This is a genomic window from Humitalea sp. 24SJ18S-53, from assembly GCF_050632385.1.
Classification (GTDB): Bacteria; Pseudomonadota; Alphaproteobacteria; order Acetobacterales; family Acetobacteraceae; genus Humitalea.
In genome coordinates, this window is record NZ_CP192599.1 from 3,530,954 (window position 1) to 3,551,535 (window position 20,582).

Consider the following 20,582-nt stretch of genomic DNA (forward strand, 5'->3'; position numbering starts at 1 on the left):
TGGCGGTCAGCGCGGGTCAGAGTGGCCCGGCACTGGACCGAAATGTCGCAGGGCACGCCATCCATTTGATGGAGAGCGCCGTCACGCGGAGTGCTCACCCTCGGAAGATCGAGACTCACCTCGCGGGGGAGGAAGCAATTTCAGTGCGGCCACACGCATCACATCAATCCGGCCGCTCATTTTATCAATCAAACTATTTGGTATAAGCAAATAATCCCAGTAAAATCGACTGACGCACGATTTCCAATCTTCGATAGATGTGAATTTATTTCCAAAAAGATCAAAGACGGAATACCCCACTTTTGATGCAAAATTAAAAAGCGCATCCGACGTATAGCCATAGGCATCGTAGCCGCCCGGGCCGTATTCAACTGATATGATCGGGGAGTCCCGACGCAATAAATTCAGCCCACCTTCCAAGATATCCATCTCACCGCCTTCGGTGTCGATTTTAATAAAATTCACGGTAAAAGGGACATCCATGGCGTCCAAAGTTTCGACTTTTACAGTAATTTTTTCGAGATTTTCATTTGTGCCATCGTTATAAAACGATCGCTGCTTCAATCCAGATTCTTCAGGTGCTGTCGTCTTTATGATGAACGTGGATTCTCCACGACGATTACCCAGGGCGAATTCTCGAATATCAACATTTTTATTCGAAGAAAACATTTCTATGAGTAAATTTCTTTTCTCCGGCAAAGGCTCGAAAATCATAAGATTTGAAGGCTTCAGTTTTTCCAAAAAAACGCGAGAGTGACGCCCAGCATGGCCACCAATATCAATTATTCCCAGATCATTCCGATCGGCAAGAAGCACCAGGTAATCCGATTCAAGTACGGCCTCCCAATCTATATCCGTATTCTTATGCGCCGCCTCTAATTGAGTGAGCAATTGACGCGCCGCCGAGGATGTCGCTGGGGTGCTCCGGCCAAATTTCTGCCGGAGCCAGACGAAAAGGCCCTGTTTTTCTGACATCTGCGCCATATTCTCCTACCGGAATGACAACTGCCACATGGACGGGCGGGGTGTCGATAGCACCAGGCGAAGCGAATCCTGCCGCCTGCCCTCCCCCGTCAGTCCACTTCGATCCGCAGCGGCGCCGCCACGCGCTGCCAGCGTGCCAAATCCTCCCGCAGCAGCGCGCCGAATTCGGCCGGGCCGCCGCTGGCGGGGATGGAGCCCAGCCCGTCCAGCCGGGTCTTCACCAGATCGGTCGCCAGCGCGGCCTGGAAGGCGGCGTGCCAACGCGCGACGATCGGCGCGGGGGCGCCGGCGGGCAGGCTGACGCCGGTCCAGATGCTGGCCTCGAACCCCGGCACCGCCGATTCGGTCATGGTCGGCACGTCGGGCAGCGCGGGGAATCGCGTGGAGGAGGTGACGCCCAGCACCTTCAGCGTGCCGCCGCCAAAGCCCAGCACCGATGGCACCGAGACGAACATCAGCGCGATCCGCCCCGCGAGCAGGTCGTTGAACGCCGCCGCGGCGCCGCGATAGGGGATGTGTTCGACCTGCAAGCCCTCGCGTGCCTTCAGGTCTTCCATGATCAGGTGGGTATTGGTGCCGATGCCGGTGGAGGCATAGGGCAGCGGCGGATTGGCCGCCTTCGCCCGAGCCAGCAGGTCCGGCAGCGTGTCCACGCCCAGTTGGGTCGCGGCCAGAAGTGCGACCGGGCTGTCGGTCAGATGCGCGACCGGGGTGAAATCGGCGATGGGGTCGTAGGACAGGCGGCGGCCGATGGCCTTGGCGATGGTCAATTGCCCGGCCGTCGCCAGCAGCAGCGTATGGCCGTCGGGCGCGGTGCGGGCGACGGTTTCGGCCCCCAGGATGCCGCCGGCGCCGGCGCGATTCTCGATCACCACCTGCTGCCCGACAATGGGCCCCAGGGCCTGGGCGAAGAGCCGCCCCAGCACATCCTGGCTGCCGCCCGGGGCGAAGGGCACGATCAGCCGCACCGGATGGTCCGGCGACCAGGCACCGGTCTGGGCCACGGCCGCGCGTGGCAACAGGACGGGGGCCGCGAGCGCGGCCAGGGCGGCACGGCGGGTCGGCAGCAGCATGGGGGTCGGTCTCCGGCCAGGCCGGCCCCGCCCGATCGCGGCGGCCGCCCTGGCATTACCCTGGGCCGAGCCGCGCCGCGCCGCAACATGGCGTCCCGCCCGAGGCATCACGGCTTTGCCACAGAGTCTTCATTGCGGCGTCGCTGTCGGACCGCTACCTGCGTGGTTCATGGACGCAGCCGCAGCCCCCACCATCGACGCCCTTCGCCCCCGCCGAAAGCGCAAGGGCCCGTTGCGCTTCAAGCCGGTGCTGCCCGGTTCGCTGTTCCGCGACGTGATGGAGCCGCGGCCCCTGGGTGGCCGGTTCCGCGCGGTCCGGCGGATCATCTTCGTGGCGCTGTGGACGCTGGTTTCGGTCCCGGTCCAGGCGGTGCTGGTCGCCCTGCCCGGCCGCGCCAACCATCGCTTCGCCCGCACCTACCTGCGGGTGCTGTGCTACCTGATCGGGCTGCGGGTCCAGGTCGTGGGCGTGCCGCCTGAAGGCGGTGCGGTGCTCTATGCCGCCAACCATACCTCCTGGCTCGATATCCTGGTGCTGGGGGCGGTGCTGGATGCGCGCTTCGTGTCCAAGGGCGAAATCGCCAATTGGCCGATTGTCGGCTGGTGTTCGCGCCTGGGCGGCAGCGTCTTCGTCAGCCGCACCCGTGGCCGCACCGGGGATGAGGCACGGGCCATGCGCGCCCGACTGGAGGGCGGCGAGAGCCTCGTGCTCTTCCCCGAGGGCACCAGCAACGACGGCACGCGGGTGCTGGCCTTCCGGTCGTCCTTCCTGTCGGTTGCCGATGCGGCGCATGCGGTCCAGCCCGTGTCGCTGGTCTATGACCGCCTGGGCGGGTTGCCGGCCTGCCGGCGCGACCGCCCGCTGTTCGCCTGGTATGGCGACATGGACCTGGCGAGCCATTTCTGGCGCCTGATGCGCCGGCCGGGCGCGCGGGCGACCATCCTGCTGCATGCGCCGATCGACCCCGCCGACTATCGCAACCGCAAGGCACTGACCGCCGCGGTGGCCGATGTGGTGGCCGAGGGCGCGTCGTCGCTGCGGCAGAACCGGCCGCCGCGCCCCCTCGCGGTCGGGCCGGATGGGGTGCTGGCCCCGGTTGCCCAGGTCGCGGTCGCGGATTGAGACCCCTGGATGCGTCTCTTTTCTTGACCTCGGGCCATCCGATCCGCTCCCATACCGTTCATGGCAACGACCCCAACCAGCCGAGTCGCTTGACCCAGCGGCCCACCAACCGCATCTGCCCCAAGGACCGCCCGGACCGGCGGCAGATCGGGGTCAAAATCTTCATGTGTGCTTTTCGCGGCCCGTTTGCTTTTCATGGCGCCACAGGGCGATGACCGCCCCCACAACCGTGGCGCCCCCGCGGCGTTTGCATGTGCGGACCTGGGGCTGCCAGATGAACGTGTATGACAGCGAACGGATGACGGAGCTTCTGGCCCCGCTCGGCTACGCGCCGGTCGATACGCCCGATGCCGCCGACATGGTGCTGCTCAATACCTGTCACATCCGTGAACGGGCGACGGAGAAGGTGTTTTCCGACCTCGGGCGGCTGCGCGACATCAAGAATGCCCGCGCCGCCGATGGCCAGAAGATGCTGATCGCCGTGGCGGGCTGCGTCGCCCAGGCCGAGGGTGCCGAAATCGCCGCCCGCGCGCCCTGGGTCGACTTGGTCGTGGGGCCGCAATCCTACCATCGCCTGCCGGAAATGGTGGCCCGTGCGCATCGCGCCGCCGGGGTGCAGATCGACACCGATTTCCCGGCCGAAACCAAGTTCGACACCCTGCCCGAAGCCCGCGGCAAGCAGGGCGCGATCGCCTTCCTGACGGTGCAGGAAGGCTGCGACAAGTTCTGTTCCTTCTGCGTCGTTCCCTATACGCGCGGCGCCGAAGCCTCTCGCCCACCGGCCGCCGTGCTCGCCGAGGCGCGTCGCCTGGTCGCGGCGGGGGCGCGGGAAATCGCGCTGCTGGGGCAGAATGTGAACGCCTATCACGGCGATGGCTGGGATCTGGCGCGTCTGCTGCGCGCGCTGGCCGAGATCCCCGGCCTCGCCCGGCTGCGCTACGCGACCAGCCACCCCCGCGATTTCCAGGGTCCGTCGGGTGAGGCGCTGATCGCGGCCCACGGCGACCTGCCGGCGCTGATGCCCTACCTGCACCTTCCGGTGCAGGCCGGGTCCGACCGCGTGCTGCGGGCGATGAACCGCGGTCACACGGCCGATGACTTCCGCCGGGTCGTGGACAAGTTGCGGGTGGCGCGGCCGGATATCGCCCTGACGTCGGATTTCATCGTCGGCCATCCCGGTGAATCCGATGCCGATTTCCAGGCAACGATGCGGCTGGTCGAGGAAACCGGCTTCGCCATGGCCTATTCCTTCACCTATTCCCAGCGCCCCGGCACCCCCGCCGCCGCCCTGCCCGGCCAGGTGCCGCAGGCAGATCGCGACGCGCGGTTGCAGGCGCTGCAAGCCTTGCTGCGGCGCCAGCAGGATGCGTTCAACGCCGATTGCGTGGGGCGTGAGGCGGAGGTGCTGGTCATTGGCACCGGCCGCGATCCAGGCCAGCTTTCCGCTCGCTCCCCCTGGCTGCAGGCGGTGCATTTCCAGGGATCGCCGTCCCTGATCGGTCAGGTCGTGCGTGTCAGGCTGGTCACCGCCCTCACGAACAGCCTGACCGCCACGCTTTGTGCAACACTGGAGCAAGAGGAGCTAAGCGCCGCTTGAGCAACACCGCCCTCATCCGCACGACTGGCCGTTCAGCCATCGGTGCCGCCCCGCCCAACGCAAGGCTGTCCTCGGAACGCCATGCGACCCTGGAGTTCGCGGATAACGCGCTGCTTCCGCTGCTGGTCGGTGAACACGACCGCCACTTGGCGCGGATCGAGCAGCGATGCGGGGTCCGAATCGCGGCGCGCGGCAATCGCATCGCGATGAACGGCCCGGCGGCGGGCGTGGACCAGGCGGAGTCGGCGCTCAAGCGGATGTGGCAGCGGCTGGAACGTGGGCAACCGCTCGGCATGGGCGAAGTGGACGCGGCGCTGGCGCTGGCCGAGGTGGCGGACACCACCCTGCCCCGCTTGCCGATGGGCGACCTGCCGGCGATCCGCACCCGCAAGGGCGCGATCGAACCGCGCACCCCGGCCCAGGCAGGCTACATCGACCTGCTCGCCCGGCATGAGATGGTGTTTGGCGTCGGCCCGGCCGGCACCGGCAAGACCTATCTGGCCGTGGCACAGGGCGTGGCACTGCTGCTGGCCCAGAAAGTGGACCGGATCGTGCTGTCGCGGCCTGCGGTCGAGGCCGGGGAACGCCTCGGCTTCCTGCCCGGCGACATGAAGGAGAAGGTGGACCCCTACCTCCGCCCTCTTTACGACGCACTGCATGACATGCTGCCCGCCGACCAGGTGGCCCGCCGTATCGCCAGCGGGGAAATCGAGATCGCGCCGCTGGCTTTTATGCGCGGCCGGACCCTGCACCATTCCTACTGCATCCTGGACGAAGCCCAGAACACCACCGCCGCCCAGATGAAGATGTTCTTGACCCGCATGGGCGAAGGCAGCCGCATGGTGGTCACGGGCGATCCGACCCAGGTCGACCTGCCCGCCGGCACCCGCAGTGGGCTGGTCGAGGGGCTTTCGATCCTCGAAGGCGTCGCGGGTATCGGAGTCTGCCGCTTTGCCGAGGGCGATGTGGTAAGGCATCCGCTGGTCGCGCGCATCGTCGCGGCCTATGCACGCGCGGATGAAGCCGCCGGCGGCGATGGGCGCCGCCGCACAAAGGAACGTGATGGAACCGGGAAGTAGACTGCCCGGCGAGGGAAACCACCTCGCCGGGCCATTGGAAATCGAGGTGCTGCTGGAGACCGCCGGTTGGCGTGGCGCCGTGCAGCACCCCGAGCGCATCGTGCGGGACGCAGCGACAGCGGCCATGGCAGAGGCCGGGATGACCGGCCTCGTGTCCGTGCTGCTGGCCGACGACCACGCGCTGAAACGGCTGAACAGCGATCACCGCGGGAAGGTCAAACCGACCAACGTGCTGTCATTCCCGGCCGGTGTGCCGGGGATGCTGGGCGATGTGGCGGTCGGGCTCGGCACCGTGCGGCGCGAAGCGCGTGCGGCAAAACGCCGCGTCGCCGATCATCTGGCGCATCTGGTCGCCCATGGTGTGCTGCATCTGGCGGGCCACGACCACATCCACGCCGGCGAGGCGCGACGGATGGAGCAGGCGGAGGCCCGCGTGATGCGCCGCCTCGGCCGGCCGAACCCGTGGCGGGGCGTGTCATGAGCGGGATGGAGAATGACCCCCGCCACGTCTTCCTGCGCCGGCTGACCGGGCTGATGGCACGGCGGCCCAAGGAAAGCGTGCGCGACCGGGTGGAAGCCCTGGTCGAATCGCAGGAAGTCCCCGGCCAGGAAGGCGAAGGCCCCGCGCTGGACGCGGCCGAACGCGCCCTGCTGACCAATGTGCTGAAACTGCGCGGCACCACGGCCTATGACGTCATGGTCCCGCGCGCGGACATCATCGCCATCCAGGAAGACGTGACCCTGGAACAGGCGATCCGCCAGATCCAGCGCGAGGGTCATTCGCGCCTGCCCGTCTACAAGCAAAGCCTGGATGACATCCTTGGCATGGTCCACATAAAGGACGTCTTTGCGGCGGTCGGGCGCGATGTCCCCTTCAGCCTGGCGGCGATCCTGCGGCAGCCCTTGCTGGTGGTGCCATCCGTCCCGGTGCTGGACCTGCTGTTGCAGATGCGTCAGGCCCGGATGCACCTGGCCCTGGTCGTCGATGAATACGGTGGCATCGATGGGTTGGTGACCATCGAGGACCTGGTCGAAACCATCGTCGGCGACATCGCCGACGAACACGACGAGGACGAGGCCCCCCAGGCCATCGAACGCCCGGACGGCACGCTGGACCTGGACGCCCGCATGCCCGTCGAAGCCTTCGAGGCCCGGATGGGCGTGGTGCTGACCGATGAGGAACGCCACGCCGACATCGACACCGTGGGCGGGCTGGTCCTGACCCTGGCGGGCCGTGTGCCGGCGCGGGGCGAATTGGTCAGCCATGCCTCGGGGCTGGAGTTCCGGGTGCTGGAGGCGGATGCGCGTCGCATCCGCCGACTGCGGGTCAAACGGCCAGGGGCGAAGGCCCAAGCAGCGGAGTAGCGTCCCGCCGCAGCAACCGTCCGGCCGGGGTGTCGCTCGCCCCGCCGGCGTGGGTATAGACCGAGGCGCCGTTCACCCAGGTCTCGACAATGCCATCCGCCACCTGGCGCGGTTCGGTGAAGGTCGCGCGATCGGCGACCGTCGCCGCGTCGAACAGCACCAGGTCGGCAAACGCACCCTCACGCAGCACGCCACGATCGGCGATGCCGAAGATAGATGCCGTGCGTCCGGTCATCTTATGGACGGCGGTTTCCAGGTCGAAGAGCCCGAGGTCGCGGCTGTAGCGGCCAAGGACACGCGGAAACGTGCCCCAGAGGCGCGGATGCGGGTGCTTGGCCAGCGGGCCGCCATCGCTGCCGATCATCGACAGGGGATGCGCCATGATCCGGCGCACATCTTCCTCTCCCATGTTGTGGAACACGCCGCCCGCTGGCATCAGCCGCGCCGCCGCATCCTCCAGCGAGACGCCCCATTCCGTGGCGATATCCGCCAGCGCCCGCCCGGCCATTTCGGGATGCGGGACCGATGTCGTGACGGTGACCGCCACATCCGGCCGCGGCTTGCGCGCACCGAGCGAGGTGGAGGAGGCCGTATAGGGATACATGTCGAAGGCGACGGGATACTGCGCCGCATGCCGTTCGATCAGCGGCAGAGTTTCCACGGATCGGCCGTGATTTTCGGGCTGCGCGCATTTGTGGTGGCTGATGATGATGGGCGCGCCGACGGCGGCGCCGATCTTCAAGGTCTCCTCGATACTATCCAGCACATGATCCGCTTCGTCGCGCATGTGGGTGACGTAGAGTCCGCCCGTGCCGCGCAGCGCCTCGGCCACCGCGATCACCTCATCGGTCGGCGCGTGCTTGCTGGGCGGGTAGAAGAGCCCGGTGGACAGGCCGACCGCGCCCTCGGCCAGGGCCTGGGCGAGTTGCTTGCGCATCGCCTCGGCCTCGCGGTCGGTCGCGGGGCGATCGAGGTCACGCCCCATGGCGCCGATGCGCAGCGACATGTGCCCGATCAGCGCCAGCGTATTCACCGCCGAAGGATTGGCCCGCAGCCGGTCGGCATAGGCGGCGAAACTGTCAAAGATCCACCATTCCGGCGCGCAGACGCCGTCGAGCGGCGGCGGCGGACGGGTGGCCATCGTCACCGGCGACAGGCTGATGCCGCAATTGCCGACCACCACGGTGGTGACGCCCTGCGACGTCTTGCACAGCATGCAGGCCGGGCCGCAGAGCACCACCTGGTCGTCATGCGTGTGCGCGTCGATGAAGCCGGGTGCGACGACGCGGCCCTCGGCCATCACCTCGCGATCGGCGGCCATGGCGGACAGGTCGCCGATGGCTGCGATGCGGTCGCCCTTCACCCCGATGTCGCCCCGCCGGCGCGGCGCGCCGGTGCCGTCGATCAGGGTCGCGTCGCGGATGATCAGGTCGCAGCGCAGGGTCATCGGGCAGTCCTTCCGGGATCGGTGGCGTGCAGCATGCGGCCCACGCATGATTGCGCCAAGGCGGCACCGGGCTTGCATGATCCTGGCGCGTAACGTCACCCAGGGAGCCGAGCCGATGCCAAGCCGCCGCCAAATTCTTGGAGTAACCGGGGCATTGCTCGGCGCCCCGCGCCTGGCCGGCGCGCAGAACGCCGCCAGCCGCACCCTGCGCTTCGTGCCCCAGGCCGACCTGACCGTGCTGGACCCGGTCTTCAACACCGCGACCGTCACGCTCGCGCATGGCTTCATGGTCTTCGACACGCTGTACGGGCTGGACGCCGACTACAATGTCCAGCCGCAGATGGTCGAAGGCCATGTGGTGGAGGATGACGGCCGGACCTGGACCCTGACCTTGCGGGAGGGTCTGCGCTTCCACGATGGCGAACCCGTGCGCGGGCGGGACTGCGTCGCCAGCATCCGCCGCTGGGGTGCCAGGGACATGTTCGGCGCGGAACTGATCGCGGCCATCGACGAACTCTCCGCGCCCACCGACCGGACCATCCGTTTCCGCCTCAAGCGGCCGTTTCCGCTGCTGCCGCGTGCGCTCGGCAAGGTCACCGCCGCGATGCCGGCGATGATGCCCGAACGTTTGGCCAATACCGACCCGTCGCGCGCGGTGACGGAGATGACCGGCAGCGGCCCCTTCCGCTTCAACACCGCCGAACGTGTGTCAGGCGTGCGCGTCGTCTACGATCGCTTCGATGGTTATGTGCCGCGCCAAGGCGGCACCGCCAGCCGTTCGGCAGGGCCGAAGATCGCCCATCTGGACCGCATCGAGTGGCACATCCTGCCCGACCCCGCGACCGCCGCGGCCGCCTTGCAGCAGAACGAGGTGGATTGGCTGGAATACGCGCCCAACGACCTTTTGCCGCTGCTGCGCCGCGCCAGGAACGTGACAGTGAAGGTCACCGAAGACAGCAGCATCAGCGTGCTGCGCTTCAACCACCTGACCCCGCCCTTCAACAACCCGGCGATCCGCCGCGCCATGCTGGGTGCGCTGGACCAGAGCCAGTTCATGACCGCCGCCTTCAGCGAGGACCGCAGCCTGTGGCGCACCGATGTCGGTGCCTTCCTGCCGAACACACCGATGGCCAATGATGCGGGCATCGATGTGCTGCGCGGCCCGCGCGACATGGACCGGGTGAAGCGCGACCTCGCCGCCGCCGGCTACAAGGGTGAGAAGGTGCTGGTGTTGCAGCCGATGGACCTCGCCTTCCTCAAGGCCATGAGCGAGGTGGCGGTGGACATGTTCCGCCAGGCCGGCATGAACGCCGAAGCCTTCGCCGCCGACTGGGGCACCATCGTGCAGCGCCGCGCATCGCGCGAACCGCCGGATCGCGGCGGCTGGAACGCCTTCATCAGCGGCTTCAGCGCGGCGGGGCTGTTGGATCCGGTGGCCAACCTCGGCCTGCGGGCGAATGGCGATCGCGCCTGGTTCGGCTGGCCGAACAGCCCGGCGCTGGAACAGTCACGGCAGGATTGGATGGCGGCCCCGGACACGGCGGCGCAGCAGGCGGTGGCGCGGCAGATCCAGACGCAGTTCTGGCAGGACCTGCCCTATCTGCCGCTGGGCGAGTATTTCCGGGTGATCGCGCACCAGCGGAACCTGGTGGATATCCCGGTGGGCCTGTCCACCTTTACGGGCGTGCGGCGGGTTTAGGCCGCCAGAGCCATCACCCCGACCACGGCCGCGGCCAGCCCCGCCACGCGCGGCAGCGGGCCAGCCGCAATCCGGGGCTGCTGGCGCAGCAGCAGCATGACCCCGCCCATCACCGCCGCCTGCACGATGCCCAGGCCCAGGAGATAGGCGCCGACCGGGGTCGCCTCGGCCCCCAGCACCGCCTCGGCAAAGGCCTGGCCATGGGCGATGCCGCCCAGAAGCACCAGGGCGGCCCAGGCCCCGCGCGGAACACTCCGCCCAACCAGCAGCAACCCGCCCACGGCGATCACGCTGACCGCCACCAGCATCTCCGCCCCCGGCAATGCCAGCCCGGCCCAGGCACTGGCGACGCCCAGGATGGAGGCGCCGACGAACAGCAAGGGCAGCCCGAACCCCCAGCCCGCGAGCCCGGCGACGAAGCCAAAGGCCAGCAGGAACGCCAGGTGGTCCAGGCCGATCACCGGATGCGCCAAGCCCGACAGCAGCCCGTGCCAGAAGGTGCTCGGCGTGGCGCCGCCCATCGGGTGGTGCGCCGCGGCGGGGCCGGGCAGCAAGGGCAGGATGGCGAGGGCGGGAAGGATCAATCGGCGCATGCGGGTTCTCCTGGCCGGCGACCCTGCCTGTCGGGCGGCGGGCGGGCAAGGGAGGCACCGTCGGTCACGTCTTGCATTTCAGAAATTACTGAAATATCTGTCAGCCCATGGACCTCCCTCCCCTCATCCAGGCCTTCGTGCTGCATTTTGGCGAGATGGGGTCGCGCTGGGGCATCAACCGCACGGTCGGGCAGATCTACGCGCTGCTCTATGCAGCCGACCGGCCGCTGAACGCCGAGGAGATCACCCAGCGGCTTGGTGTCTCGCGCTCCAACGTCTCGATGGGCTTGCGGGAATTGGACACCTGGCGGCTGGTGAAGCTGAAGCACCTGCCGGATGACCGGCGCGACTATTTTACGGCCCTGGAAGACCCCTGGACCATCGTCCGCACCCTGGCCGAGGAACGCCGCAAGCGAGAGGTGGACCCGACCCTGTCCGTCCTGCGCGACCTGCTGATGCAGACGCCCGCGTCGGAGGAGGAACAGCATGCCCAGGCCCGCCTGCGCGACCTGACCGCCACCATCGAATTGCTGACCGGATGGGCCGACGAAGTGCAGCGCCTGCCGGATGAGCGGTTGATCCAATTGCTCAAACTCGGTTCGGGTGTGGTTAAGTTGCTTGATGCCAAGGATCGCCTGCCTGCCATGCTTGGCGGCAAGTCCCGCGCGAGAAAGAAGGAGTAGCCGTCGTGGACCCGATCGTCCTGGCCCGCATCCAGTTCGCGGCCAATATCTCCTTCCACATCCTGTTCCCGACGATCACCATCGCGCTCGGCTGGATGCTGTTGTTCTTCAAGCTGCGGTTCAACCGCACGCGCGACGACGCCTGGATGGAAGCCTACCGATTCTGGGTGAAGGTCTTCGCCCTGTCCTTCGCCATGGGCGTTGTGTCCGGCGTCACCATGTCCTTCCAATTCGGCACGAACTGGCCCGGCTTCATGCAGAAGGTAGGCAATATCGCGGGGCCGCTGCTGGCCTACGAGGTGCTGACCGCTTTCTTCCTCGAAGCCTCCTTCCTCTCCGTCATGCTCTTCGGCTTCGGCCGCGTGCCCAACAAGATCCATACGATGGCGACGGTGCTGGTCGCCGGTGGCACCACGCTCTCCGCATTCTGGATCATCGCGCTGAATTCCTGGATGCAGACGCCGCAAGGCTTCGAAATCCGCGACGGCGTCGTGCACGCGACCGACTGGGTCGCGGTGATCTTCAACCCCTCGATGCCCTATCGCCTGACGCATATGCTGCTGGCCTCGGGGCTGACCGTATCCTTCCTCGTCGCGGGGCTTTCGGCCTGGCGCTGGCTGCGCGGCGATGCCTCGGCCGGCGTGCTGAAGGCGATGCGCACAGGCGTGACCCTGGCCGCTGTCCTGATCCCCGTGCAAATCTACGTCGGCGATGCGCATGGCCTGAACACGCTGGAATACCAGCCGCAGAAAATCGCCGCGATGGAAGGCATCTGGCAGACCGAGCGCGATGCCGGGCTACGCCTCTTCGCCATCCCTGATGCCGCGACGCGCAGCAATCGCTTCGAGATCGAGATCCCCTACCTCGCCTCCCTCATCCTCACCCATTCGCTGGATGGCGAGATCCGTGGGTTGAACGAATTCCCCGACCATCCGCCCGTGGCGCCCCTGTTCTTCGCCTTCCGCATCATGGTGGGCGTGGGCATGCTGATGCTGCTGGTGTCCTGGACATCGCTCTGGACCATCCATCGACGCGGCCCGACGCGGCTGATCGGCTGGGCGCTGGTATGCATGACCTTCTCCGGCTGGGTCGCAACGCTCTCCGGCTGGTATGTGACCGAGATCGGCCGCCAGCCCTGGCTGGTTTCCGGCGTGCTGCGCACGTCGGAGGCCGCGGGTCCGGTCGCGGCGACCACCATCGCCTCGTCGCTGATCCTCTACCTGATCGTCTATGGCGTGCTGCTGGCCGCCTATATCGGCACGCTGATGCATCTGGCGCGGCGGCCGGACCTGGTGACGCCGGAAATCGCCGGCGGCTTGCCGGACCCCAAGGAGGGACTCGTGTGATGGATGCCCTTCCCCCCGGCGCCTGGCTGCCGATCGTCTTCGCCGGGCTGATGGCCATCGCCATGCTCGCCTATGCCGTGCTGGACGGCTTCGACCTCGGCGTCGGCATCCTGCTGCGGCATGTGCCGGATGAGGACAGCCGCGACCGCATGATCGCCTCCATCGGCCCCTTCTGGGATGCGAACGAGACCTGGCTGGTGCTGGGTGTCGGGTTGCTGCTGGTCGCCTTCCCGATGGCGCATGGCCTCATCCTGACCGCGCTCTACATCCCCGTGGTGCTGATGCTGGCGGCGTTGATCATCCGCGGCGTCGCCTTCGAATTTCGTGTGAAGGCGCCGGAAAGCCAGAAGCCGCGCTGGGACATCGCCTTCCAGGCGGGCTCCTACCTCGCCAGCTTCGCGCAGGGCTGGATGCTCGGCCTCTATATCCAGGGGCTGCCGGAGCCTGGCTGGGTCTCCCTCGGCTTCGCCTTCCTCTGCGGCATCTTCGTCGTCGCGGGCTATGCGCTGGTCGGTGCCTGCTGGCTGGTGTGGCGGACGGAGGGCGATTTGCAGGAACGCGCCATCGCCTGGGCGCGCGTCGCGCTTGTGCTGACCTGGATCGGGGTGCTGGTGGTTTCGGCGGCGACGCCGCTGGCCAGCCCGCGCATCCTGGACCGCTGGTTCGCCTTTCCGCAGATCCTGGGCCTGGCGCCGATCCCGCTGGCGACGACCGCGCTGTTCCTGTTGGCCTTCCTGACCTTGCGCCGCATGCCGCGCCGGGATTCGACGCTGGACTGGGTGCCCTTCGCCGCCGTGGTCGGCATCTTCGTGCTGTGCTTCCAGGGCCTGGCCTATTCCTTCTGGCCCTATGTGGTGCCGGACCGGATGACCATCTTCCAGGCGGCCAGCGCGCCGGAGGCGCTGATGATCATTCTGGTCGGCGCGATCGCGGTGCTGCCGATGATCCTGCTCTACACGATCTTCGTCTGGCGGATCTTCGGCGGGAAGGCGACGGCGCTGAAATACTATTGATTGCAGGACGAAGCTTCACGCGGCATCGGGTGGGTGAGACACTTCCCTGCCCGATTCTGGAGTCCGTGATGGCGACGTCCCACACAATCGCCGTCCTGTTCCTGCTGGCCGTCGGTGCGGGTTGCACCGCGGTCGAACCGCAGCCGGCGGAAGCGGCACCTCCGGCGGCGGTGGCGCCCGTGGTGGCGGCCGAGGCCCTGCCGGCCATGCCCGCCATCGCCTTGGCGCCGCGCCGGACCTGGCGCCGCCTTCCCGTCGCCGCCGATGGCCCCATCGCGGAGGCCTTCGCGGCATCCCCGGTGACCCGCCACCCCTCCGGCCTGCGCCGCGTCTGGCTGGTGATGAACCTGGCCGAGCCGATCCACATGCCGGAAACGGGCGGCCAGGCGCGCAGCGTCGCCTACCTGGCCGACTACCGCTGCGATCGCCCCGCCTGGCATCCGGTGCAAGGCAACTGGTACCGCGACCGTAACGCCGTCGGCCTGATCGTCCGCGACCTGCCACGCGGCCCCGATGCATTGCGCGAGGTGCGGAACGGGACACTGGTGGATGTGCTGGTGGATGCGGCCTGCGCGCTGTAGTCGAGTATTGGGAGGTTGCGCCAGTGGAAGGGGCTTCGCCCCCTCCACACCACCCCGACCAGGGGCCGCCGCCCCTGGACCGGCGGAGTATTGGTAAAATAAAGAGAAGGGCATCGCGCGACCTCGATCAGTCGAGCACCTGAGACGCCCCTCTCTTTATTTTACCAAATCGCGTGGGTTCCAAGGGGTCACGGCCCCTTGGTGGGGAGAGTTTGAGAGGGCCAAAGCCCCTTTCAAAGCGCGACTTTCCCAATTCTATACCAACCCCGCCACCCCCGCCTCACCCGCCAACCGGTCCAGCAGCGCCATCAGCGCCGGTGCCAGGGGCACGCCATGCGCCACCCGGTCCCGCCGGCGCTGCGCACGCATTTCGCCGGGCATGCGGATGCGGTCCACACCGGGCAGGCGCACGCTCTGCCGCAGGTCTTCCAGGTGTCGCGCCACATCCGCGTGGAACTCGGCGGGGTCGAGGAAGCGGGACACATCCAGCGCGATCAGCACATGTCCCGTCTCGGTGACCGTCGCGTCATCGGCGTTGAAGTCCACCACATCCTTGCCAAACGCCGCGCGGTTCAAGGGGCCGGCGAGCAGGCCCAGCACCAGCGCCAGCCCCGATCCCTTGTAGCCACCGATCGGCAGCAACACGCCCTCGGCTGATTTTTTCGGGTCGGTCAGCGGTTCGCCGGTGGTGCGGTCCACCATCCAGCCCTCCGGCATCGGTTGGCCCAGCAGGGCGTGGCCCTTGACGGTGCCGTAGGACACCACGGTCGTCGCCATATCCAGCACCACCGGGTCGGCGTCGCCCATCGGGATCGCGATGGCCAGCGGGTTGGTGCCGAGCAGGCTGTCCGACCCGCCCCAGGGCGCCATGTGATTGGCCGAGGCAACCACCGTGTAGATGCCGATCATCCCCGCCGGCAGCGGCAAGGTGGCATAGACGGCGCCCGATCCCGCGTGGTTGGAGCGTCGCGCGCCGACCCAGGCGATACCGGTTTCGCGGGCGATTTCCACCGCCGTCGCCCCGGCTTGCGACATCACCAGGTGGCCCATGCCGTTGTCGCCCTCGACCACCGCGACGGCGGGGGCGCGGCGGGACACGGTGATGTTGGGCTGCGGGTTCATGCCCTTGGCTTGCAGGCGGCGGACGTATTGCGGCAGGCGGAAAATGCCATGGGCATCGGCGCCGGTCAGGTCGGCCTCCACCATCAGCGTCCCGACGCGGGCGGCATCGGCCGGGCGCAAGCCGTTGGCGACCAGCACCCGGGCGATGAAGGCTTCCATCGCGGGGGCGGCAAAGCGCCGGGCGTCGCCGCTGTCGATCGCCATGTCAGCCGGCCTGGAACAGGCGGCGGGCGTTGCCTTCCAGCACGGCGGCACGGGTGGCGGGGTCGGCGGTCGCGGCCATCACCTCGGCGACGCCGGTTTCGGTGCCCATGTCGAAGGGGTAGTCGGTGCCATAGGTGATGCGCGCCGCCCCCACCTGCGATAGCAGGAAGCCCAGGGTTGCCGCGTCATGCGTGATGCTGTCGTGCAGCAGGCGGTCGATGCTGTCCGCCGGGTCGCCCTTCAGCCGCGATTTTGGCTCTGGCCGCACCGCCCAGCCGTGGCGGAAGCGCCCAGCCTGATAGGGCACGAAGCCGCCGCCATGGCTCAGGCAGAAGCGGATATTGGGGAAGCGCTCAATCACGCCGCCAAAGACCAGGCTGGCCGCGGCGATGGTGGTTTCCAGCGGATTCCCGATCAGGTTGGTCAGGTAGTAGGACTTCATCCGCCCCGCCGCGACGACCTTGTGCGGATGCACCAGCACATAGAGCGCGTGGCGATCCATCACGTCCCAGACCGCATCCAGTGCCGGATCGTCCAGGTTCTCGCCCCGGATGTTCGATCCGATGTGCACGCCGCGCAGGCCGTGCACGGTCACCGCGCGTTCCAGGGTGGCGGCGGCGGAGACCGGGTCCTGCATGGCCGCCGTCGCCATGCCGATGAAGCGGTCGGGATGGGCCGCGACCAGGGCGGCGATCGCCTCGTTCTGGATTTCCGCGACGGTGGCGGCGGCGCCGGCATCTGCCTCATAGAGAAAGGTATGCGGCACGTTGCAGATCACGTGCATGTCGCTGCCCTGGCGTGCCATGTCGGCAAAACGGCGCTCCAGGTCCCAGGCGCCGCGCGGAAAGGGATTCTGGCGGACGTCGAGGATTTCCAGGACGCCGTGGTCGTCGGACATCTTGGTCAATTTCGGCGCCAGCGAAGGCACCTCACGCGCGATCTGGGCGATCATCGCCTCTGACAGGACATGCGTATGGGCGTCGATGACCATTTGGGGCGCTTCCAGTTCGTTAGGATGATACAGGACGAATCTGGAGCGTGCGGTCAAGAGGCTGAATTCAGGTCACCGCGGCCAATACCTTCTTCGCCGCCTTCACGCAGGGCCGGCGCAGCGCCCGGCGGAAGGAAAACGCATCGGCGCGGAAATAGGTCCGCGTGCAGTCGATCGCCCGGCCGCCGGCATCGAAGGTCACCCGTTCGGTCAGCACGATCGGATCCTGCGGGGCGATGTCCAGCACCTCCGCGCGGAAGTCATCGGCGGTGATGACTTCGATCCGCTCATCGGCTTCCTGCGCCTCAAGCCCGAAGCGCACTTCCAGCAGCAGGTGGATCGGCTGGTCGAGTTCGGCCAGCAGCAGGTCCGGTGCCAGCGCTTCGGGCACGAAGACCGTCCGCATCGCCACGGGGTTGCCGTCGCGCGACAGCAGGCGGCGCACCTTGTGCACCGGCGCCCCGGGCGCGATGCCCAGCCGACGGGCGATCCAGTCCGGGCAAGGCAGGGTTTCGGCGCCATGCACCGTGATGTCGGCGGCCGGCGCCAGGTCGAAGCCGGTGGTCAGGAAATGCCCGGGGTCGGACAGGGCCAGATCCTGCCGCGCCAGGCGGACGAAGGTGCCCCGCCCCTGCTGGCGCAGCAGCAGCCCCTCATTCACCAGCGACGTCACCGCCTGGCGCACTGTGATGCGCGACAGCCGGTAATGGTCGCAAAGCTCGGCCTCGGTCGGGATCCGGTCGCCGGCCACGAGGTCGAAGGTGATCAGGTCGCGCAGCGCGTGCTTGAGCTGCAACCACAAGGGGGTTGAGCTGCCGCCGCGCAGCGCGCGCAGGGGGGAAGGGGTCGGTTGGTCCATGAGGCTGACACTATACCAACGCGACAAAAAGTTGAATCGCTTGACATGGGCCGCATGAAGGATAGGTCATGCATTGTCATAAGGCACAGGATGGTGCCAAGGGAGGAACAGATGAACCGACGCCAGGTCATTGCATTCGGGGGCGCCATCGGTGGCGGGATGATGGTTGGCGGTCGGCAGGCCCTGGCCCAGGCGGCCCCGGCCGCCGCGGGCTTCCCCAACCGGCCGGTGCGCCTGGTCATTCCCCTGGTGCCCGGCGGATCGACCGACGTCATCGCCCGGATCATCGCCGAACCGCTGTCGCGCATGCTCGGCCAGCCCGTGATCGTGGAGAACCGGCCCGGTGCGAATGGCTGGATCGCCAATGAATACGTCGCGCGCCAACCGGCCGATGGGCATACGCTGATCGTCAACAACGTCTCGACCGGCGCGATCAACGAGGCCCTGGCCACCCCGGACCGGCGCATACGCCCGTCGCGCGACCTGGCGCCGATCACGAACCTGGTGGAACTGCCGCAGGTGCTGGTCGCAGGCGCCCAGGTTCCCGCCACCAACCTGGCCGAATTCATCGCCCTGGCGAAGGCGGCGCCGACGCCGCTGGCCTTCGCCTCGGCCGGTGTCGGATCGTACCAGCACATCGACCTTGAGGTTTTCGCCAAGACCGCGGGCATCACCCTGCTGCACGTGCCGCTGCGCGGCGCGGGTGAGATGCTGGCCCCCGTGCTGCGCGGCGACATGCAGTTGACGAAGCTTGCCATCACCTCGGTGCAGCAGCAGATCGCGGCCGGGCGGCTGCGTGCGCTTGCGGTGGATACCACCGAACGGCTGGCGCAGCTTCCGGACGTGCCGACCATGACGGAACAGGGCTTTCCGGGCGCGCCGACCCGGCTGTGGAATGGCGTCTTCGCGCCGGCCGGCACGCCGCCCGCCATCATCGCGCTGCTGCACGCCCGCATCGCCGAGGTGATGGCCGACCCAGCACTGCGGGCCAGCCAGGAAGCCCAGGGCGTGCAGGTCACGGTCAGCGCCAACCCCGACGCCTTCGCCACCTATTTCGCCGCCGATGTCGCGCGCTGGACGCGGCTGATCGCCGACTACGGGATCAATACCACGGCCTGAATGGACGCGGGCTGAATGGACGCCGGCTCCGGCGGCGGGTAAGCGCGCAGCGACCCCACCGTCGAGGCGACCTGGTGATCCCGCATATCCTGGCCTTTTTCACCACCCAGACCGGCTGGCGGGCCGGGCTTCTGGCCTTCGGCATCGGCGCGGGCTCCGCACTGGCCTTGCCACCGGTGCATGCGCTGCCCGTGTTGTGGCTGACCATCCCGGGGCTGCTGGCAATGCTGGGCGCGGCCCGGACGTGGCGGAGCGCGGGCTTGCGGGGCCTTTGCTTCGGCTGGGGCTTCAACGTCGCCGGGCTCTACTGGATCACGCATGCGCTGCTGACCGATGTCGCGACCTGGTGGTGGCTGGTGCCGATCGCGGTGCCGGCGCTCGCGCTGCCGCTTGGCGCCTTCACCGTGCTGCCGGCCTTGGCGGCCTATTGGGCGCGGCCGGGCTGGGCGCGGGTGCTGGGTTTCGCCGCAATCTGGATCGCGGCCGAGATGCTGCGCGGCGTGGTGCTGACCGGCTTTCCCTGGAACCTGATCGGCACCGTCTGGGCCTTCCACGCCGTGCCGTTGCAGGGGGCGGCCCTGGTTGGCGCGCATGGCCTGGGGCTGGCGACGCTGGTGCTGGCCGCCCTGCCGATCCTGGGGGCGCGGACCATGCTGGCGGGGTTGGGCGTGCTGCTGCTGGTGCTGACCGCCAGCGCCGCACGGTTGTGGCGCGAGGAACCCACGCCCCCCGGCGCGGCCCTGGTCATCGTGCAGGCCAATATCCCCCAGGAAGCGAAGTGGCGCGAGGACAGCCGCGTGCCGAACTTCCGCACCCACCTGGACCTGACGCGCGAAGGCATGGCCCGCGCCGAGCGCATGGTGCCGCCGGGCACGCGGCTGGTCGCGATCTGGCCGGAAACCGCCAGCCCCTTCCTGCTCGGCGCCGATCCCGTCGCGCAACGGCTGGCGGCCGAGGCCTTGCCGGACGGCGCGTTGCTGCTCGCCGGCACGGTGCGGGCGGAATTCGCCCCGGACGGATCGCTGGCAGCACTGTTCAACAGCCTGGTGGCGCTCGATTCCGATGGGCTGGTCCAGGGCACCTATGACAAGGCGCACCTCGTTCCTTTCGGCGAATACATGCCGCTGCGGGGGCTGCTGCCGATCCGCCTGGTGCACGGCAGCCGCGATTTTTCGGCCGGGCCCGGGCGCGTGGTGGTGCCGCTGCCGGGGCTGCCCCCGGCCGGTCCGCTGATTTGCTACGAGGTGATTTTTCCCGGTGAGGTTGTGGGCGCGGACCGCCCGGGCTGGTTGCTGAACGTGACCAACGACGGCTGGTTCGGCGTCTCGACCGGCCCCTACCAGCACCTGGCCGCGGCACGGTTGCGCGCGGTCGAGGAAGGCCTGCCACTCGCCCGCGCGGCCCAGACCGGGATCTCGGCGGTGATCGACGCACGGGGGCGCGTTGTCGGCCGGCTTGGCCTCGATACCGCGGGTGTGCTGGTGGCGCCGCTGCCCGGCGCACTCCCGCCGACGGTCTTCGCACGGGCCGGGCTTGCATCGCCCGGGTTGTTACTGGTCGCCTGCCTTATCGCTGTGGGGGTGCTGCACCGCCGCATAACCCCTCAAAGTAATCCCAATAACGAGATTTCTCGAAAGAGTTGACAAAGGCTTACTGGGTCGTTATCCAGGGCTTCAGCAGCAAGCGGTGCCGTTGGCGACCGGT

19 protein-coding genes are annotated in these 20,582 nt (G+C 68.0%); 12 read left to right on the forward strand and 7 right to left on the reverse strand.

Annotated features, from left to right (window positions below):
- Positions 1–81: 81 nt before the first annotated feature.
- Positions 82–975: an FkbM family methyltransferase gene (locus tag ACQW02_RS16870; RefSeq protein ID WP_431281082.1), complete on the reverse strand. Its 894-nt coding sequence runs from the start codon at positions 973–975 to the stop codon at positions 82–84.
- Positions 976–1,073: 98 nt separating this feature from the next.
- Positions 1,074–2,057: a Bug family tripartite tricarboxylate transporter substrate binding protein gene (locus ACQW02_RS16875; protein ID WP_431281083.1), complete on the reverse strand. Its 984-nt coding sequence runs from the start codon at positions 2,055–2,057 to the stop codon at positions 1,074–1,076.
- A 169-nt stretch (positions 2,058–2,226) separates the two neighbouring features.
- On the opposite strand from ACQW02_RS16875, the gene ACQW02_RS16880 reads away from it, so the two are divergent.
- The 5 genes from ACQW02_RS16880 to ACQW02_RS16900 all read left to right on the forward strand — a co-directional run bounded on the left by ACQW02_RS16880 (position 2,227) and on the right by ACQW02_RS16900 (position 7,221).
- Positions 2,227–3,180: a lysophospholipid acyltransferase family protein gene (locus tag ACQW02_RS16880; RefSeq protein ID WP_431281084.1), complete on the forward strand. Its 954-nt coding sequence runs from the start codon at positions 2,227–2,229 to the stop codon at positions 3,178–3,180.
- Between the two features lie 211 nt (positions 3,181–3,391).
- Entirely contained in the window at positions 3,392–4,777 is a 1,386-nt protein-coding gene (gene miaB, locus ACQW02_RS16885; protein WP_431281085.1) for a tRNA (N6-isopentenyl adenosine(37)-C2)-methylthiotransferase MiaB, read from the forward strand.
- A 38-nt stretch (positions 4,778–4,815) separates the two neighbouring features.
- A complete protein-coding gene (locus tag ACQW02_RS16890) occupies positions 4,816–5,856 on the forward strand; it encodes a PhoH family protein (protein WP_431285915.1) in 1,041 nt (346 codons plus the stop codon).
- 46 nt (positions 5,857–5,902) lie between these two features.
- A complete protein-coding gene (gene ybeY / locus ACQW02_RS16895) occupies positions 5,903–6,337 on the forward strand; it encodes an rRNA maturation RNase YbeY (RefSeq protein WP_431281086.1) in 435 nt (144 codons plus the stop codon).
- The gene (locus ACQW02_RS16900; protein ID WP_431281087.1) at positions 6,334–7,221 is read left to right on the forward strand and encodes a hemolysin family protein; all 888 of its coding nucleotides are present in this window, start codon (positions 6,334–6,336) and stop codon (positions 7,219–7,221) included. Before ybeY ends, ACQW02_RS16900 begins: the two co-directional genes overlap by 4 nt.
- On the opposite strand, the gene ACQW02_RS16905 is transcribed toward ACQW02_RS16900, so the two are convergent.
- Positions 7,184–8,668, reverse strand: a complete 1,485-nt coding sequence (locus ACQW02_RS16905) for an N-acyl-D-amino-acid deacylase family protein (RefSeq protein WP_431281088.1) — start codon at positions 8,666–8,668, stop codon at positions 7,184–7,186. The two genes, ACQW02_RS16900 and ACQW02_RS16905, sit on opposite strands and share 38 nt — an antisense overlap.
- A gap of 115 nt (positions 8,669–8,783) precedes the next feature.
- Here ACQW02_RS16905 and ACQW02_RS16910 point away from each other — a divergent pair, with 115 nt between their 5' ends.
- Complete coding sequence (locus ACQW02_RS16910) at positions 8,784–10,367, forward strand: ABC transporter substrate-binding protein (protein ID WP_431281089.1); 1,584 nt, start codon at positions 8,784–8,786, stop codon at positions 10,365–10,367.
- Here the strand turns inward: ACQW02_RS16910 and ACQW02_RS16915 are convergent.
- Positions 10,364–10,960 carry a HupE/UreJ family protein gene (locus ACQW02_RS16915; RefSeq protein ID WP_431281090.1) on the reverse strand — a complete coding sequence of 199 codons (597 nt, stop codon included), beginning with the start codon at positions 10,958–10,960 and terminating at the stop codon, positions 10,364–10,366. The genes ACQW02_RS16910 and ACQW02_RS16915 overlap by 4 nt on opposite strands.
- Positions 10,961–11,067: 107 nt before the next feature.
- Here ACQW02_RS16915 and ACQW02_RS16920 point away from each other — a divergent pair, with 107 nt between their 5' ends.
- The 4 genes from ACQW02_RS16920 (at position 11,068) to ACQW02_RS16935 (ending at position 14,583) form a co-directional block, all read left to right on the forward strand.
- Positions 11,068–11,643 (forward strand): GbsR/MarR family transcriptional regulator, encoded by a 576-nt coding sequence (locus tag ACQW02_RS16920; protein WP_431281091.1) that lies wholly within the window; start codon positions 11,068–11,070, stop codon positions 11,641–11,643.
- 5 nt (positions 11,644–11,648) lie between these two features.
- The gene (locus ACQW02_RS16925) at positions 11,649–12,989 is read left to right on the forward strand and encodes a cytochrome ubiquinol oxidase subunit I (protein ID WP_431281092.1); all 1,341 of its coding nucleotides are present in this window, start codon (positions 11,649–11,651) and stop codon (positions 12,987–12,989) included.
- Positions 12,989–14,002: a cytochrome d ubiquinol oxidase subunit II gene (cydB, locus tag ACQW02_RS16930; protein ID WP_431281093.1), complete on the forward strand. Its 1,014-nt coding sequence runs from the start codon at positions 12,989–12,991 to the stop codon at positions 14,000–14,002. Before ACQW02_RS16925 ends, cydB begins: the two co-directional genes overlap by 1 nt.
- Positions 14,003–14,070: 68 nt before the next feature.
- Positions 14,071–14,583, forward strand: a complete 513-nt coding sequence (locus tag ACQW02_RS16935) for a surface-adhesin E family protein (RefSeq protein WP_431281094.1) — start codon at positions 14,071–14,073, stop codon at positions 14,581–14,583.
- A 255-nt stretch (positions 14,584–14,838) separates the two neighbouring features.
- Here the strand turns inward: ACQW02_RS16935 and ACQW02_RS16940 are convergent, their stop codons facing one another.
- From ACQW02_RS16940 to ACQW02_RS16950, 3 genes are all read right to left on the reverse strand, one after another.
- On the reverse strand, positions 14,839–15,909 hold the full coding sequence (locus tag ACQW02_RS16940; protein ID WP_431281095.1) for an Ldh family oxidoreductase: 1,071 nt from the start codon (positions 15,907–15,909) through the stop codon (positions 14,839–14,841).
- Between the two features lies 1 nt (position 15,910).
- On the reverse strand, positions 15,911–16,900 hold the full coding sequence (locus tag ACQW02_RS16945; RefSeq protein ID WP_431281096.1) for an amidohydrolase family protein: 990 nt from the start codon (positions 16,898–16,900) through the stop codon (positions 15,911–15,913).
- Between the two features lie 67 nt (positions 16,901–16,967).
- Positions 16,968–17,759, reverse strand: a complete 792-nt coding sequence (locus tag ACQW02_RS16950; RefSeq protein WP_431281097.1) for a GntR family transcriptional regulator — start codon at positions 17,757–17,759, stop codon at positions 16,968–16,970.
- A 111-nt stretch (positions 17,760–17,870) separates the two neighbouring features.
- Between ACQW02_RS16950 and ACQW02_RS16955 the strand changes: the two genes are divergently transcribed.
- Both ACQW02_RS16955 and lnt read left to right on the forward strand, forming a co-directional pair.
- Positions 17,871–18,878: a Bug family tripartite tricarboxylate transporter substrate binding protein gene (locus tag ACQW02_RS16955; RefSeq protein WP_431281098.1), complete on the forward strand. Its 1,008-nt coding sequence runs from the start codon at positions 17,871–17,873 to the stop codon at positions 18,876–18,878.
- A gap of 74 nt (positions 18,879–18,952) precedes the next feature.
- Positions 18,953–20,521, forward strand: a complete 1,569-nt coding sequence (gene lnt / locus ACQW02_RS16960) for an apolipoprotein N-acyltransferase (protein ID WP_431281099.1) — start codon at positions 18,953–18,955, stop codon at positions 20,519–20,521.
- The last annotated feature ends 61 nt before the right edge of the window (positions 20,522–20,582 follow it).

What these genes read in the sequence shown, in the direction of transcription:
- ACQW02_RS16870 (WP_431281082.1), bottom strand. Translation starts at nt 975, where the DNA reads ATGTCAGAAAAACAGGGCCTTTTCGTCTGGCTCCGGCAGAAATTTGGC.
- ACQW02_RS16875 (WP_431281083.1), bottom strand. Translation starts at nt 2,057, where the DNA reads ATGCTGCTGCCGACCCGCCGTGCCGCCCTGGCCGCGCTCGCGGCCCCC.
- ACQW02_RS16880 (WP_431281084.1), top strand. Translation starts at nt 2,227, where the DNA reads ATGGACGCAGCCGCAGCCCCCACCATCGACGCCCTTCGCCCCCGCCGA.
- miaB (WP_431281085.1), top strand. Translation starts at nt 3,392, where the DNA reads ATGACCGCCCCCACAACCGTGGCGCCCCCGCGGCGTTTGCATGTGCGG.
- ACQW02_RS16900 (WP_431281087.1), top strand. Translation starts at nt 6,334, where the DNA reads ATGAGCGGGATGGAGAATGACCCCCGCCACGTCTTCCTGCGCCGGCTG.
- ACQW02_RS16905 (WP_431281088.1), bottom strand. Translation starts at nt 8,668, where the DNA reads ATGACCCTGCGCTGCGACCTGATCATCCGCGACGCGACCCTGATCGAC.
- ACQW02_RS16910 (WP_431281089.1), top strand. Translation starts at nt 8,784, where the DNA reads ATGCCAAGCCGCCGCCAAATTCTTGGAGTAACCGGGGCATTGCTCGGC.
- ACQW02_RS16915 (WP_431281090.1), bottom strand. Translation starts at nt 10,960, where the DNA reads ATGCGCCGATTGATCCTTCCCGCCCTCGCCATCCTGCCCTTGCTGCCC.
- ACQW02_RS16920 (WP_431281091.1), top strand. Translation starts at nt 11,068, where the DNA reads ATGGACCTCCCTCCCCTCATCCAGGCCTTCGTGCTGCATTTTGGCGAG.
- cydB (WP_431281093.1), top strand. Translation starts at nt 12,989, where the DNA reads ATGGATGCCCTTCCCCCCGGCGCCTGGCTGCCGATCGTCTTCGCCGGG.
- ACQW02_RS16935 (WP_431281094.1), top strand. Translation starts at nt 14,071, where the DNA reads ATGGCGACGTCCCACACAATCGCCGTCCTGTTCCTGCTGGCCGTCGGT.
- ACQW02_RS16940 (WP_431281095.1), bottom strand. Translation starts at nt 15,909, where the DNA reads ATGGCGATCGACAGCGGCGACGCCCGGCGCTTTGCCGCCCCCGCGATG.
- ACQW02_RS16945 (WP_431281096.1), bottom strand. Translation starts at nt 16,900, where the DNA reads ATGGTCATCGACGCCCATACGCATGTCCTGTCAGAGGCGATGATCGCC.
- ACQW02_RS16950 (WP_431281097.1), bottom strand. Translation starts at nt 17,759, where the DNA reads ATGGACCAACCGACCCCTTCCCCCCTGCGCGCGCTGCGCGGCGGCAGC.
- ACQW02_RS16955 (WP_431281098.1), top strand. Translation starts at nt 17,871, where the DNA reads ATGAACCGACGCCAGGTCATTGCATTCGGGGGCGCCATCGGTGGCGGG.